This is a genomic window from Streptomyces sp. MMG1121 (assembly GCF_001280015.1).
Taxonomy (GTDB): domain Bacteria; phylum Actinomycetota; class Actinomycetes; order Streptomycetales; family Streptomycetaceae; genus Streptomyces.
The window spans coordinates 299,360-313,156 of sequence record NZ_LGDV01000001.1 but is presented as its reverse complement, the minus strand read 5'-3'; the positions used below and the strand labels follow the sequence as shown (position 1 = coordinate 313,156).

13 protein-coding genes are annotated in these 13,797 nt (G+C 71.6%); 5 read left to right on the top strand and 8 right to left on the bottom strand.

The genetic code is table 11. The annotated features are described in order from the left end of the window. Window positions 1-70: 70 nt before the first annotated feature. Together ADK64_RS01405 and ADK64_RS01400 are read left to right on the top strand one after the other, a co-directional pair. Window positions 71-514, top strand: coding sequence for an RrF2 family transcriptional regulator (locus tag ADK64_RS01405; RefSeq protein WP_053654049.1), 444 nt, complete (start codon window positions 71-73; stop codon window positions 512-514). Between the two features lie 46 nt (window positions 515-560). Further along, complete coding sequence (locus tag ADK64_RS01400; RefSeq protein ID WP_053654046.1) at window positions 561-1,355, top strand: hypothetical protein; 795 nt, start codon at window positions 561-563, stop codon at window positions 1,353-1,355. A 128-nt stretch (window positions 1,356-1,483) separates the two neighbouring features. Here the strand turns inward: ADK64_RS01400 and ADK64_RS01395 are convergent, their stop codons facing one another. Both ADK64_RS01395 and ADK64_RS01390 read right to left on the bottom strand, forming a co-directional pair. Then, window positions 1,484-2,260, bottom strand: coding sequence for a MerR family transcriptional regulator (locus ADK64_RS01395; RefSeq protein ID WP_053654044.1), 777 nt, complete (start codon window positions 2,258-2,260; stop codon window positions 1,484-1,486). Continuing rightward, window positions 2,257-3,354 carry a serine hydrolase domain-containing protein gene (locus tag ADK64_RS01390; protein ID WP_053654042.1) on the bottom strand — a complete coding sequence of 366 codons (1,098 nt, stop codon included), beginning with the start codon at window positions 3,352-3,354 and terminating at the stop codon, window positions 2,257-2,259. The genes ADK64_RS01395 and ADK64_RS01390 overlap by 4 nt, the downstream gene beginning before the upstream one ends. An 87-nt stretch (window positions 3,355-3,441) precedes the next feature. Between ADK64_RS01390 and ADK64_RS01385 the strand changes: the two genes are divergently transcribed. Continuing rightward, window positions 3,442-3,873 carry a hypothetical protein gene (locus tag ADK64_RS01385; protein WP_234384422.1) on the top strand — a complete coding sequence of 144 codons (432 nt, stop codon included), beginning with the start codon at window positions 3,442-3,444 and terminating at the stop codon, window positions 3,871-3,873. On the opposite strand, the gene ADK64_RS45755 is transcribed toward ADK64_RS01385, so the two are convergent. Next, window positions 3,836-4,009 carry a hypothetical protein gene (locus ADK64_RS45755; RefSeq protein WP_159046140.1) on the bottom strand — a complete coding sequence of 58 codons (174 nt, stop codon included), beginning with the start codon at window positions 4,007-4,009 and terminating at the stop codon, window positions 3,836-3,838. The genes ADK64_RS01385 and ADK64_RS45755 overlap by 38 nt on opposite strands. A 306-nt stretch (window positions 4,010-4,315) precedes the next feature. On the opposite strand from ADK64_RS45755, the gene ADK64_RS01380 reads away from it, so the two are divergent. Continuing rightward, window positions 4,316-5,677 (top strand): glutamine synthetase family protein, encoded by a 1,362-nt coding sequence (locus tag ADK64_RS01380; protein ID WP_053654040.1) that lies wholly within the window; start codon window positions 4,316-4,318, stop codon window positions 5,675-5,677. 48 nt (window positions 5,678-5,725) lie between these two features. Here ADK64_RS01380 and ADK64_RS01375 read toward each other — a convergent pair whose 3' ends face one another. From ADK64_RS01375 to ADK64_RS01360, 4 genes are all read right to left on the bottom strand, one after another. Beyond that, window positions 5,726-5,953 (bottom strand): hypothetical protein, encoded by a 228-nt coding sequence (locus ADK64_RS01375; protein WP_053654038.1) that lies wholly within the window; start codon window positions 5,951-5,953, stop codon window positions 5,726-5,728. Window positions 5,954-6,056: 103 nt separating this feature from the next. Further along, window positions 6,057-7,076 (bottom strand): TolB family protein, encoded by a 1,020-nt coding sequence (locus tag ADK64_RS01370; RefSeq protein WP_053654036.1) that lies wholly within the window; start codon window positions 7,074-7,076, stop codon window positions 6,057-6,059. Next, complete coding sequence (locus ADK64_RS01365) at window positions 7,073-8,329, bottom strand: MFS transporter (RefSeq protein WP_078992431.1); 1,257 nt, start codon at window positions 8,327-8,329, stop codon at window positions 7,073-7,075. The genes ADK64_RS01370 and ADK64_RS01365 overlap by 4 nt, the downstream gene beginning before the upstream one ends. A 1-nt stretch (window position 8,330) precedes the next feature. Further along, window positions 8,331-9,218 (bottom strand): alkaline phosphatase family protein, encoded by an 888-nt coding sequence (locus ADK64_RS01360; RefSeq protein WP_053654034.1) that lies wholly within the window; start codon window positions 9,216-9,218, stop codon window positions 8,331-8,333. A gap of 664 nt (window positions 9,219-9,882) precedes the next feature. Between ADK64_RS01360 and ADK64_RS01355 the strand changes: the two genes are divergently transcribed. Next, the gene (locus ADK64_RS01355; RefSeq protein WP_053654033.1) at window positions 9,883-12,888 is read left to right on the top strand and encodes a bifunctional [glutamine synthetase] adenylyltransferase/[glutamine synthetase]-adenylyl-L-tyrosine phosphorylase; all 3,006 of its coding nucleotides are present in this window, start codon (window positions 9,883-9,885) and stop codon (window positions 12,886-12,888) included. Here ADK64_RS01355 and ADK64_RS01350 read toward each other — a convergent pair. After that, entirely contained in the window at window positions 12,870-13,760 is an 891-nt protein-coding gene (locus ADK64_RS01350; protein WP_107092892.1) for a phosphatase PAP2 family protein, read from the bottom strand. The two genes, ADK64_RS01355 and ADK64_RS01350, sit on opposite strands and share 19 nt — an antisense overlap. Window positions 13,761-13,797 lie beyond the last annotated feature (37 nt).

Genomic DNA, 13,797 nt, shown 5'->3' with positions numbered 1-13,797 from the left:
GCAGGGCACGGCAAAAGAGAGGACGGCGGGATAATTTGAACGGCGGATGCGTATTACCTAGGCTCGCCGTATGCGGCTCCTGCGCTCCACCGACCTGGCCCTGCGGGTCCTGATGCGACTCGCCGTCGCCGCCGACGCCACGCCCACCACCCGGCAGGTCGCGGCGGACATGGAGGTGCCCTACACGCACGCCGCGAAGGTCGTCGCCGAGCTCCAGCACCTGGGCCTGGTCGACGCCCGGCGCGGCCGGGGCGGCGGCCTCACGCTCACCGAGAAGGGCCGTACGGCGTCGGTCGGCGCGCTCGTGCGTGTCTTCGAGGGCGACGGCGACGTGGTCGACTGCGAGGGCCAGACCCCCTGCCCGCTGAACTCCGGCTGCCGCCTGCGGGGCGCCTTGCGGCGGGCTCAGGAGGCGTTTTTCGCCGCGCTGGATCCTTTGACGGTCGCCGAGATCGTGGCTGAGCCGACGGGGCCCTTGCTGCTGGGCATCTCCCGGGGGCCGCAGGCCGGTTGACGGCTCTCCCCGCCCCGCGTTCAACGGCGGGCGCTATGGTGCGCGCGTGACGGAGGGGAACCAGGGGACGGGTGACGAACGGTGGGACGAGTTCGTCAGAGAGTTCGAGCAGAGCAGGGGGGTCCACGAGCCGAGCGCGACCGGGCACACTGAGCGCGGTGCCGCCGCGAAGCGGCCGCGCCGCCGCAGGCTCCTCGCGGCGACGGCCGTCGCCGGTGCCGCACTCGCGGTCGCCGGTGCGGGATTCTGGCTGGGCGCAGGGCACGGGACCCGGCACGAGACGGCGGACAAGGCGGCGGGGCATGCGCCTGCCGTCCCCTCCGGGCGGCCGGCGGCGACCTCCGCGGCGCCGATGCCGATGGTCACCGCGGACCAGGCGTTCCCGGCACGCGTCGCCGGCGACACCAAGGTCACCCAGACGGGCGGCCCGAACTGCGCGGGCTCGGTCGGCCCGGACCTGAGCGCGCTGCTGGGGAAGAGCAAGGGCTGCCGGGGCGTGATCGGGGCCCTGTACAAGGACGCGTCCGGCAACCAGTACACGGTCGTCGCCTTCGGCATGAAGGACCAGCTCGACGTCATGCGGGTGATGACCGCTCTGGCCCCGCACCCGACCGACTACGAGGTGCCGGTGCTGACGCCGCCCGCCGGATCCGGGCTCAGGGCGCTGCCGGCGGACAGCGGGCTGGTGCAGTCGTTCGCCGGCCGGAACAAGCTGCTGGTGATCGGCCTGGCCCAGTGGTCGGACGGTCGCAGTGCCGACTACCAGGCCCTGGTCCACAAGCTCCAGCCGCTCCTGGACAAGGTGACCGAGGCGGCCGGCGGACACGACGGCCGCGGCTGATCCGGTCAGCTGCCCTGCTGGTCCAGCAGGTCCTGGCCGAACCGGCCTGGCCATCGAGGCTGAGCGAGAAGGACCGGCGCGTCCCGACCGCGCTGTTCTGGTGGACCTCACTCCCCATGAGGATTCCGTCATCGGTGCGGCATGGGTACGCCTGCGGAGCGGAGCTTGGTCTCGGTGAGCGCGGTCAGCCGGGCTGAGATCGGTGCCTGGTCCTCGCGGTGGTTGTTGATCAGCTTGTACTGAGCCGAAGCCTTGGCCCATGCCTGAAGGCTGGCGTGATCCCCCAGCAGCGCGGGGTTGGCGAGGTAGCGATCGGCCATCGCCGTCGCGAGTTCTTCGATCCTCGGGTCGTCCGGCGCCCAGGTCTCCGCGTCCCAGCCGCGCTTGGTCAGGGCGATGTACTCGGGGTCGTCCAGCCCGTGTTCGAGTTGTGTCAGGAAGCCGTCGAAGCCCTCCGGCACCAGCGCCCGGGCCAGCACCAGGGCCTCGCGTTGCGCGGCCACGTAGTCGGGGCTGAAGCCGAGGCCGGTCATCCGGTCCAGGACCGCGCAGGCGCGATCGGGCAGCAGGACCCGGTCGCCGTCGGCGAGTCGGTGCAGCATCTCGCGGCGGGCGGCCAGCTCATCGATGCGTTCGGTGAGCTGCCGCTCGACGTCGGTGAGCGCGGCGCCGAACTGCGCGGCGTCGGCGTCGAGCATGGGCCCGATCTCGGCCAGCGGCACGCCCGCGGCGGCCAGCGTCCGTACCTGCACCAGCTGCAGCAGCTGTGCGGATCCGTACCGTCGATAGCCGGAGCTGTCCCGTTCCGGCTCCGCAATCAGGCCGAGCTTGTGGTAATGCCGCACCGTCTTCACTGTGACGCCGACGAACGCCGCCGCCTGCCCGATCGTGACCCCGTTCCTCATCGGCCCAGCTTGCCGCAGAACACCGCGTCGACGAAACGCTGCTGGGCGGTCTGGAATGCCGGTGCTATCGACAGGTCGGCGTCGTCCACCCAGGTCAGCCCGGCGGTCAGGGTCTTGCTCCCGTCGGGGGTGCCGTACATCAGCGCCGCCGAGCCCATGGTGGCGCCGTTGTGGTGGAAGACGGTGCCGCCCTCCGTTTCCTGTGCGAACACTCCCAGGCCGTAGCCGATCGTCGCCTCCGGCGTGCGCATCTCGGCGAGCATCTCGGCCGGCAGGAGCCTGCCGCCCATCAGCGCGGAGAAGTAGGTGTGCAGGTCCTTGGTGGTCGAGATCATGTCGCCGCCGGCTCCGACCCAGGACGGGTTCTGACGGGTGACATCGACTGTCCTCTCCTGCCCGGCGTCCTCGTAGCGGTAGTAGCCGTGGTTGTGCGGCTCGGGGATCTCCGGCGAGGCGCCCGGCGCCACGGTGCCGGTCATCCCCAGCGGCCCCAGGATCAGCCGCTGCAACTCCTCGGCAAACGAACGGCCGGTGACCTTCTCGACCACCAGCCGGGCCAGCACGTAGTTGGTGTTGGCGTAGCTCCAGCCCGTACCCGGCGCGAACCGCGTCGGCTTGGACAACGACAGCCGTACCAGCTCTTCGGGCAGGTAGGTCTTGAATCGGTTGTCCACCCACTCCTTGCCCTGCCAGGGGACCCCCAGCACGATTGTCCCGTCCTCGTAGAGCTCGCCGGTGTGGTTGAAGATCCCGCTGGTGTGCTGCAGCAGCATCCGCACAGTGATCCGCCGATCGAGACCGAACTCGGGCAGGTAGTCATCGGCCGGGGCGTCCAGGCCGATCCTGCCCTCGGCCACCAGCATGAGCACCGAGGTGGCGACGAAGTTCTTGGTGCTGCTGCCGATGCGGAAGTGCCCGTTCGTCAGCGGCTTGGCGCTCTGGCCCAGCTCGCGCACACCGGCGCTGCCGACCCACTCGCCCTGCTCGTCGTTCACCCGGAGCTGGATTCCTGCGAATCCGGACTCGGCCAACTCCTCGATCGCCTTCTGCAGCTCCGGACGATCCTGCCCCTGGCCGGAGAGGTTGGTGGACATCGTTGCTCCTTCACATCGGTCGTGCCCGGGTCGGCGTTGTGTGCCGATGCGACGAGCCTCCACCCTGCCCCAAGGTCAACCTCAACCGTGATCCACCCCACAGTCGCTTCCGGTCACCGTGGCTGGCAGCGAGAACTCGCGGCCCACTCCGGATCCTGGCCGCCCGCTTTGCTGACCCGCCTCGTGCCCCAACTCGCCAAGGCGCTCGGTGTGCCGACCCCTGCCGTACGCAAGCCGGGGTCGGCCTGGACCGAGCCGCCCCGGCCGGTGAGCGCCGGCGCCGAACCGCTCGGGCACGTCCGCCTCGGCCACGCCCGCGCCTCGACCGCCCGGCACTCCCTCGACGCACAGCTCGACTCCCTCGCCGATGCCGGAGTGCCCCGGGTCCTCTCGGAGGAAATCTCTACCCGCGCCACCCGGCGCCCCGAGCTGGAGGGCGCCGTGAAGCTCGCCGGGGAGATCCGCTCCTCCGGCGTCGCCGTCACCCACGAACAGGCCGCCACGGCGGCAGGCGCGTGATCGCCCGGCTGGTTTGCGGCTGGTGTCTGAGCTGGGACACCGGGGCCGCGTAGAAGCGCTCGGTGATCTCGCCGATGGCCGCGCCGGCGGCGGGAAGGGTGGCGCTGACGGTGGCCGCGGACTGCTCGGATGGCATCGGAACTCCTCGGGGTTCGGCTGGGCGGCACGCAACGAAAACTTGCATATGAGATGCAAATTAACAGGGGTGGTGTGAGTCGCCTCGCGCACCGAATCGGCCATTACGCATGTCGGTGCGAGCAGGCAAGATGGGCGACAGAGCGGTACACCTGCCGTGCGAGAGGCGTTCAGCCCGAGGACGCTTCGGCGATCAAGGTCCGCAACGCGCTCGAAATGGTGTTGTGGTGGGATGCTCAGGTGCCCGACCGCCTCCCGCGCTAGCGGGGGACAGGCGGCCTGACCAGCAAGGATGGGGAAGCGGAAGATGGACAAGCAGCAGGAGTTCGTGCTCCGGACCTTGGAGGAGCGCGACATCCGGTTCGTACGCCTGTGGTTCACGGACGTGCTGGGCTTCCTCAAGTCCGTCGCCGTGGCCCCTGCCGAGCTGGAGCAGGCCTTCGACGAGGGCATCGGCTTCGACGGCTCCGCCATCGAGGGCTTCGCCCGGGTCTACGAGTCCGACATGATCGCCAAGCCGGACCCCTCCACCTTCCAGGTCCTGCCGTGGCGCGCGGAGACCCCCGGCACCGCCCGCATGTTCTGCGACATCCTCATGCCGGACGGCTCCCCGTCCTTCGCCGACCCGCGCTACGTGCTGAAGCGCGCCCTGGCCCGCACCTCCGACCTGGGCTTCACCTTCTACACCCACCCGGAGATCGAGTTCTTCCTGCTGAAGGACCGCCCGCTGGACGGCACCCGCCCCACCCCGGCCGACAACTCTGGCTACTTCGACCACACCCCGACCAACGTCGGCATGGACTTCCGCCGCCAGGCGATCACCATGCTGGAGTCGATGGGCATCTCGGTCGAGTTCTCCCACCACGAGGGCGGCCCGGGCCAGCAGGAGATCGACCTGCGCTACGCCGACGCGCTCTCCACCGCCGACAACATCATGACGTTCCGCCTGGTCATGAAGCAGGTGGCCCTGGAGCAGGGTGTGCAGGCGACCTTCATGCCGAAGCCTTTCTCCGAGCACCCGGGCAGCGGCATGCACACCCACCTCTCCCTCTTCGAGGGGGACCGCAACGCCTTCTACGAGTCGGGCGCGGAGTACCAGCTCTCCAAGGTCGGCCGCTCCTTCATCGCGGGCCTGCTCAAGCACGCGGCGGAGATCTCCGCGGTCACCAACCAGTGGGTGAACTCCTACAAGCGCATCTGGGGCGGCTCCGAGCGCACGGCGGGCGCCGGCGGCGAGGCCCCCTCGTACATCTGCTGGGGCCACAACAACCGCTCGGCCCTGGTCCGGGTCCCCATGTACAAGCCCGGCAAGACCGGCTCCGCCCGCGTGGAGGTCCGTTCCCTGGACTCCGGCGCCAACCCGTACCTGGCCTACGCCCTCCTGCTCGCCTCGGGCCTCAAGGGCATCGAGGAGGGCTACGAGCTCCCGCCGGGCGCCGAGGACGACGTCTGGGCCCTCTCCGACGCCGAGCGCCGCGCGATGGGCATCGAACCCCTTCCGCAGAACCTGGGCGAGGCCCTGACCCTGATGGAACGCAGCGACCTGGTCGCCGAGACCCTCGGCGAGCACGTCTTCGACTTCTTCCTGCGCAACAAGCGGCACGAGTGGCACGAGTACCGCTCCGAGGTCACGGCGTTCGAGCTGCGGAAGAACCTGCCGGTGCTGTAGGCGAGGTCAGGGCGGATTTCCGCCGAAACGATCCCTTGGGGCCGGCGGTCACGGACCGCCGGCCCCGTCGCGTCTCGCCGACCCCGGGCCGATCAGCAGGCCGGTGCCGTTGACCGTCCGCCGGCCCTGCGTGCGCGGACGGGGCGGCACCTCGTCGACGATCCGGCCCATCCGGCAGACCGCGCGCGGGTCGTCCGCGTGCTCCGTGACGATCCGCTGCCGCTCGGAGGCCGCGGCGTTCGAGCGACGGGAGAGCCTGCCGGTGCTGTGAGGCACCCGGCGCGGGGCCCGCGTACCTCCACGGGCCCGCGTACCTCCACGGGCACGCGCCCACGCGGGTCCGGGCCGGCGGCAACCGCCGTGCGGCCGTCGGTGGCCTCTACGGCACATACGCGGGTGACACGGCAGCCCCGCTGATCCGCTGCGGCGTCCCCGACCCGTCCGCCGGGACCTGGTACAGATCGGCGCCGTAGTCACCGGGCAGCGCGTACACGATCGTGCGGGCGTCGCGCCAAACCGCCTGGTCGTCCACGCTCCTTTGCTCGGCCAGCGGAGTCTCGCGCATCGTGCGCAGGTCGAGGACGTACAGATGCCAGGGGGCGTCCTTGGACAGCCCCTGGACCCGCTTCTTGTAGACGATCCGGGTGCCGTCGGGCGAGAGGGACGGGCACTCGACGTTCGGGTGCAAGGTGGTGAGCGTGCGGGCGCGCAGGTCGCCGCGGACCAGGTAGGTGCTCCCGCCCGTCGCGAGCGTGGCGTAGAACGTACGGTCGTCCGCCGCGAACGTCACGCCCCAGAAGTTGACGTCCGCCGCGTGGTACGTGCGTCCGTCCTTGATGATCCGGAAGGCCTCCAGCGACGGGATCAGCTCGCCGTTCCTCGTGTCCACGATCGCCGCACGCGTCGAGAAGTTCGTACCGGCGTAGGAGTCGCCGCCCACGAACGCCGTCCAGGCCGCGTAGTGCCCGGTGGGGGAGACGCGGGCACGGGAGGGGATGCCCGGGACGTCGTATCGGCGCAGGGTCCGCAGCCGGTCATCCAGGATCAGCGCCCGGTAGGTGTCCGAAACCGGACCGTGCACGGCCTGGAGGCACACGCCCGTCCCCGAGGCGGCGTAGAAGCGCAGGCACTTGACGCCGGAGGCGGTACGCGGCCCCGACGGATCACCGGCCGGCACGGACACCACCTCGTCGCGATGCGGACCCCAGGCCATGTTGCGGAACAGCATCCGCCCGTGACCGGTCAGCGTGACCGCCCCCGGCGTGACGCGCGGACCGCCCGCCTGCGTGTGGTCACGGCGGTCGGCCCGCGCCGAGGCGTGCAGGACGGACGCGAGCCCGACCGCCGCCAGCACGGCGACGGCCGAGACCAGGATCAGGACGCGGGTGCGCACGCTCATACGGTCACCGGGCCTTTCGGGCGCAGGGTGAGGGAGAAGACCGCACAGCCGACCAGTGCCACCGCCGCGCCGGTCAGCGCCGCCCGGTCGCCCCACACCGTCCATGCCGCACCGAACAGCAGCGAGCAGGCGAACCGGGCCATCGCCTGCCCGGTCTGTACGAGGGCGAGCCCGGACGAACGCAGCGCCTCCGGCACCCCGTCCGAGGCGGCCGCCATCAGCACCCCGTCGGTGGCCGCGTAGAACGTGCCGTGCAGGGCGAGGACGACGTACGGCAGCCCGCTCCCGTGCCAGGACGTGAGCAGCAGCGCGTACGCGACGAGCAGTGCCCCGTGCCCGCCCAGGAAGACCAGCCACCTTCCCGCCCGGTCCGCGAGCCGGCCGAGCGGGATCGCCAGCAGCAGGAACGCGGCGGCCGTCCCCAGCGGCAGCAGGGCGAACCAGCGGTCGGGGACCCCGAGACGCCGCTGGAGCAGCAGGTAGACGAAGGAGTCACTGACCGTGGCGAGCCCGAGCAGCAGTGCGCACACCGTGATCCGGCGCAGGTCAGGGCGCCCGAGCAGCCGTACGGCGGCCGACAGCGTGGGCCGCTCCGCCGCCACCGCGTCGCCCCGCCCACCGGGTACGAACAGGACCAGCACCAGGACGCCCGCCACGGCCACGCAGAAGCTGACGGTGAACACCGCGTCGTACCCGTCGACCGTGGCCCGCAGGATCAGGAACGCCACGAGGGGTCCGAGCAGTGCCCCGGCGGTGTCCATGGCCCGGTGCACCCCGAAGGCCCGCCCCCGGCTCTCCGGCGTGCTGGACAGCGAGATGAGGGCATCGCGCGGAGCGGTCCGCAGCCCTTTCCCCGTCCGGTCGGCGGCGAGGACCAGCCCGATCGGCGTCAGCGCATGGGCGATCAGCAGCAGGGGCTTGCACACGGCCGAGACCGCGTACCCGAACCCGGCGACCCACTTGTGCCGCCCGCCGCCCCGGTCCGCCAGATGCCCGCCCACGAGTCGCACGAGCGCCGAGAACCCGTTGTAGATGCCGTCGAGCAGCCCGAACCCCAGCGGGGACAGACCGAGCCCCGTCACCAGGTACAGCGGCAGTACGGCCGTGACCATCTCGGACGACACGTCCGTCACCAGACTGACCGCCCCCAGGGCGAAGACGGCGGGGGCGACCGCGGCACGGCGCCGCCCGACCACAGGTCGGACGGCGCCGTCAGCGGACGACGACTGCGCGCGGCTGTCCGCTACGTACACGTCAGGACGCCCAGATGCCGGTGATGTCCTGGCCGGAGGCCGCGTTGCCCGCGTGCGTGCTCAGACCCTGGGTGTCCTCCAGGGTGCGCAGCAGGTCGTAGTGGTTGTACGTCGTCGAGGACGTCGCCCCGGCGGTGACCGGCTGCCCGTAGAGGACGGTCGGAATCCGGTTGCCGCTGAGCCGGTTGTCCTCGTCGAAGGTGACGACGAGCAGACTGTTGTGGGTCTTGGCCCAAGTGGCGTACGCGCCCAGGTTGTTCTTCAGCCAGGTGTCACCGGTGGACACCGAGCAGTCGTGCATGTCGCTGCACAGGTTGGGGGTCACGAACGACATCTGGGGCAGCGTCGAGTAGTCCGTCGGGAACTGCGCGAACGTCTTCGCGCTCGACGTCGGCACGTTGCTGAACCCGAACCAAGGGTTGTGCTTCTGCGCGTAGTTGCCGCTGCTGCACGTCGTGGAACCCTGGCTCGGCAGCGACTCGTTGTAGCTGGCCCAGGTGCGGCCGGCGCCGATCACCTCGGACGCCAGATTCGCGGCCGACGAGAACCCGGGGGTGACACAGCTGTCGTCCGTGACCCCCTGCGTCGAACCGGAGAGCAGGGCGTAGTAGTTGGGCTGGCTCGGGTGGGTCTCGGCGTACGACTGCGTCAGGCTGGCACCTCCCGACTTGAGCGAGTTGATGTACGGCGCGCTGGAGGAACCGATGACCTGGCTGTACGCATGGTTCTCGAGGACCACGACGATCACGTGATCCGGGCTCGGTACGGCGCTCGCGGCGTGCGCGGAAGCGCCCCCGAGCCCCGACCACAGCCCGACGGCCGCCGCGGCGAGGGCGGTTGCCGAGGCCGCGACGGTTCGGGCACGGCGGTACACGGAACTGCCGGACACATCAACCTCCGGGTGGGGGGGATGAACGGGGTTGGCGGTGCGGACAGAGCATGCACACGCCAATATTCCCCGCGCCCACCGCACCCAACCCGTGCGATGAAGAACGGATGAACTGCTGATGCCTCCCGGGCCGGGGCCGCATCCGCGCGCGGCGGGAAGGGGACGTGCCGGGCGGTGTCCGCCCGCAGCGGCCGGCGCGAACGCAGGACACCCTTTCGGCCAAGGGTCCGCCGGATCGGGGACGGACACCGCCCGGCACGGCACCGACTCCCCTCTCACGGCAGGCGGGCCCCAAGTCCCTTACGCACCCGGGCGGGCCGCCCCGGGCATGCCCGGCACGGAGCGCGGCACGGAACCTCGTACGCGGCACGGAACCCCGTACGCGGTGCGGCACGGACCCCGCAGGGAACCCCGCGCCCACCCGCCAGGTGTCGCGCCCACCCGCCAGGTGCGGCACCGACTCCTGCGCGCCACAGGCGCGACCCGAGCCCCCGCGCCCCCGAGGACCCGCACGGGCCGCCGAGGGCATCGGCCCGCCCACCGGAACGGACCACCCCTCCGCATCCGCGTCCGCCCGCACCGGCCACCCCCGCATCCCCGGCCACCTCCGCCCGGTCCGGCTAGGCTCAGGCCAGGACGACCGGGATCCCAGGGGAGGCCGAGCATGACGCCGGGGCGCAGGAGCAGTACCTTCACGCGGCTGCTACGGCACGGCTTCACGGACCCCTCCGCGGCCGAACGCCTCCTGGACGGCCCCGAGCTGGCCCCGGTCCGCGACGACCCCGTCCTCCTGGAAGCCCTGGGCGTCACGGCCGACCCCGATCTGGCCCTGCACGGCCTGGTCCGGCTCCTGGAGGCCCAGGCCACCCCGACCGCCCACCGCGAGCTCCTGGACACCCTCATCGCGGCCAAACCCCTGCGCGACCGCCTCCTGGGCGTCCTGGGTGCCTCCGCCGCCCTCACCGACCACCTGGCCCGCCACCCGGCCGACTGGCACGCCCTGGTCACCTACGAGCCCCAGGACCTCCACCCCGGCGTCACCGAGTTCGAGCGCGGCCTGGCCGAGGTCACCGACCCGGTCTCGCTCCGCGTGGCCTACCGCCGCTGCCTCCTCTCCATCGCCGCCAGGGACGTCTGCGGCACCACGGGCCTGGCGGAGACGGCCGCGGAACTCGCGGACCTCGCCACCGCCACCCTCCGTACGGCCCTGGCCATGGCGCAGACGCACGCCCCCGAGGACGCCGCGGCCTGCCGCCTGGCGGTGATCGCGATGGGGAAGTGCGGCGGCCACGAACTGAACTACGTCTCCGACGTGGACGTCATCTTCGTGGCCGAAGCAGCGGAAGGCACCACGGAGGCCAAGGCCCTCACCGCCGCCACCCGCCTCGCCTCCCACCTCATGCGGATCTGTTCGGAGACCACCGTCGAGGGCTCCATCTGGCCGGTGGACGCGAACCTCCGCCCGGAGGGCCGCAACGGCCCCCTGGTCCGCACCCTCTCCTCCCACCTCGCCTACTACCAACGCTGGGCCAAGACCTGGGAGTTCCAGGCCCTGCTCAAGGCCCGCCCGGTGGCGGGCGACGCCGACCTGGGCCTGGCGTACGTCGACGCGCTCGAACCCATGGTCTGGAAGGCGGCCGAGCGCGAGAACTTCGTGGCGGACGTCCAGAAGATGCGCCGACGCGTGGTCGAGAACATCCCCGCGTCCGAGATCGACAGAGAACTCAAACTCGGTCCCGGAGGCCTGCGCGACGTCGAATTCGCCGTCCAGCTCCTCCAGTTGGTGCACGGCCGCACCGACCAGGCCCTCCGCAGCGGCACCACCCTGGACGCCCTCCAGGCCCTGGTCGCGGGAGGCTACGTGGGCCGCGAGGACGCCGCCCGCCTGGACGAGGCGTACCGCTTCCTGCGCACGATGGAACACCGCATCCAGCTGTACCGACTGCGCCGCACCCACCTCGTCCCGGTGGCCGAGGAGGACCAGCGGCGCCTGGGCCGTTCGCTGGGCCTGCGCACCGACCCGGTGGCCGAGGTGAACCGCGAGTGGAAACGGCACACCGGCGTCGTACGACGGCTGCACGAGAAGCTCTTCTACCGCCCGCTCCTCGACGCGGTCGCCCAACTCGCCCCCGGCGAGGCCCGGCTGAGCCCCGAGGCCGCCCGCGAACGCCTCGTCGCCCTGGGCTACGCCGACCCGGCCGCAGCCCTGCGCCACCTGGAGGCCCTCGCCTCCGGCGTGACCCGCAAGGCGGCCATCCAGCGCACCCTCCTGCCCGTCCTGCTGGGCTGGTTCGCCGACTCGGCGGACCCGGACGCGGGCCTGCTGAACTTCCGCAAGGTCTCGGACGCGCTGGGCAAGACCCCCTGGTATCTCCGTCTCCTGCGGGACGAGGGCGCGGCGGCGGAGAACCTGGCCCGAGTCCTCTCGGCGGGCCGCCTGGCCCCCGACCTCCTCATGCGCGCACCCGAGGCGGTGGCCCTGCTGGGCGACGGCGACGGCACCGGCGGCGGCCTGGCGCCCCGCGAGCGCGCTCCCCTGGAGCAGGAGATCCTGGCGGCGGTGGGCCGCGCGCAGAACGCCGAGCAGGGCGTCACCGCGGCCCGTGGCGTACGCCGCCGCGAGCTGTTCCGCACCGCCGCCGGCGACATCGTCGGCTCCTACGGCACCGAGACCACCGCCGCCGAGGCCGACCAGGGCGCCCTGGTGGACCGGGTCGGCGCGGGGGTCTCCGACCTCACCGCGGCCACTCTCGCCGGCACCCTGCGCGCGGTGGTCCGCGACAGCTGGGGCGATACGCTGCCCACCCGGTTCGCGATCATAGGGATGGGCCGGTTCGGCGGTCACGAGCTGGGCTACGGCTCCGACGCGGACGTCCTCTTCGTCCACGAACCGCAGGACGGCGTGGACGAACACGAGGCCTCCGCGGCCGCGAACAAGGTGGTCGAGCAGATGCGCCGCCTGCTCGCACTGCCCAGCGCCGACCCGCCGCTGCTCATCGACGCCGGCCTGCGCCCGGAGGGCAAGTCGGGCCCGCTGGTGCGCACGCTGAAGGCGTACCAGGCGTACTACCGCCGCTGGTCCCTGGTCTGGGAGTCACAGGCGCTGCTGCGGGCGGAGCCGGTGGCGGGAGACGAGGACCTGGGCCGCCGTTTCACGGCCCTCATCGACCCCCTGCGCTACCCGGCGCACGGCCTGACGGAGGACGCGGTCCGCGAGATCCGCCGTCTCAAGGCCCGTATGGAGTCCGAGCGCCTGCCGCGCGGCGCGGACCCCAAGCTGCACACGAAGCTCGGCCCGGGCGGCCTGTCGGACGTCGAGTGGACGGTCCAGCTGCTCCAGCTCCGGCACGGCTGGGAGCTGCCCGGCCTGCGCACCACCCGGACCCGTGAGGCCCTGGCGGCCGCCCGCGAGGCCGGGCTGCTGTCCGCCGAGGACACGGAGGTCCTGGACGAGGCCTGGGTGCTGGCCACCCGGGTGCGCAACGCGGTGATGCTGGTGCGCGGCCGGGCCGGGGACACGTTCCCCACCGAGCCGCGCGAGCTGGCCGCCGTGGGTCGCTATCTGGGCTTCGGCGCCGGGCACGCGGGGGACATGCTGGACGCGTACCGCCGGACCACCCGCAGGGCGCGTACGACGGTGGAGGAACTGTTCTACGGCGACGGCACGTGATGTTTCTGGCCGTCGATGGTCACAGGGTGTGACGGCCGGTCCGGAGTGATCCGCGGCAGGCGGTGGGGCAGCGCGCCGTACCACACCCGGGCGACCGCGAAACCGAAGACCAGGCACAGCACACCCCCCACCGCGTCCAGCCAGAAATGGTTGGCCGTGGACACGATGACCAGGAGCGTGGTCGCCGGATAGAGCAGCCCCAGCACGCGCACCCACGGCACCGACGCCAGCGCGAAGATCGTCAGCCCGCACCACAGCGACCACCCGATGTGCATGGACGGCATCGCCGCGTACTGGTTCGACATGTGCTTCAGATCGCCCGAGGCCATCGAGCCCCACGTGTGGTGCACCATCACGGTGTCCACGAAGTGCCCGCCGCGCATCAACCGAGGGGGAGCGAGCGGGAACAGGTAGTAACCGACCAGGGCCACACCCGTGGTCGCGAACAGCACCAGCCGGGCCGCCGCGTACCGCCCCGGATGCCACCGGTACAGCCACACCAGCACGCCCAGCGTGATGATGAAGTGCAGCGTGGCATAGTAGTAGTTCATGCTGATGATCAGCCAAGTCACCGAGTTCACGGTGTGGTTGACCGACTGCTCGACGTCGATGCCGAGGTGACGTTCGACGCGCCAGATCCAGTCCGCGTTGCGCAGCGCCTCGGCCTTCTGCTCCGGGACGGCGTTGCGGATCATTGAGTACGTCCAGTAACTCACCGCGATCAGAAGGATCTCGAACCACAGCCGAGGCCGTCGAGGCCGCCGCAGCCGGCCCAGCAGACCCCGCGGGCCCCGCCCGACCTCGCCCGTGACGGCCCGCGGAACGGCCACCTCCTCGCGACCTTCCGACTGTGTCACGGTCGAGTCACTCATAGGCATCAAGTCTGCCAGAAAAGACTTCTTCGGCAGA

Bases quoted from the DNA above. Each gene is read 5' to 3' on its own strand.
- ADK64_RS01350 (WP_107092892.1), bottom strand. From the start codon at position 13,760: ATGAGTGACTCGACCGTGACACAGTCGGAAGGTCGCGAGGAGGTGGCC.
- ADK64_RS01395 (WP_053654044.1), bottom strand. From the start codon at position 2,260: ATGAGGAACGGGGTCACGATCGGGCAGGCGGCGGCGTTCGTCGGCGTC.
- ADK64_RS01405 (WP_053654049.1), top strand. From the start codon at position 71: ATGCGGCTCCTGCGCTCCACCGACCTGGCCCTGCGGGTCCTGATGCGA.
- ADK64_RS01390 (WP_053654042.1), bottom strand. From the start codon at position 3,354: ATGTCCACCAACCTCTCCGGCCAGGGGCAGGATCGTCCGGAGCTGCAG.
- ADK64_RS01355 (WP_053654033.1), top strand. From the start codon at position 9,883: ATGACGCCGGGGCGCAGGAGCAGTACCTTCACGCGGCTGCTACGGCAC.
- ADK64_RS45755 (WP_159046140.1), bottom strand. From the start codon at position 4,009: ATGCCATCCGAGCAGTCCGCGGCCACCGTCAGCGCCACCCTTCCCGCC.
- ADK64_RS01370 (WP_053654036.1), bottom strand. From the start codon at position 7,076: ATGAGCGTGCGCACCCGCGTCCTGATCCTGGTCTCGGCCGTCGCCGTG.
- ADK64_RS01380 (WP_053654040.1), top strand. From the start codon at position 4,316: ATGGACAAGCAGCAGGAGTTCGTGCTCCGGACCTTGGAGGAGCGCGAC.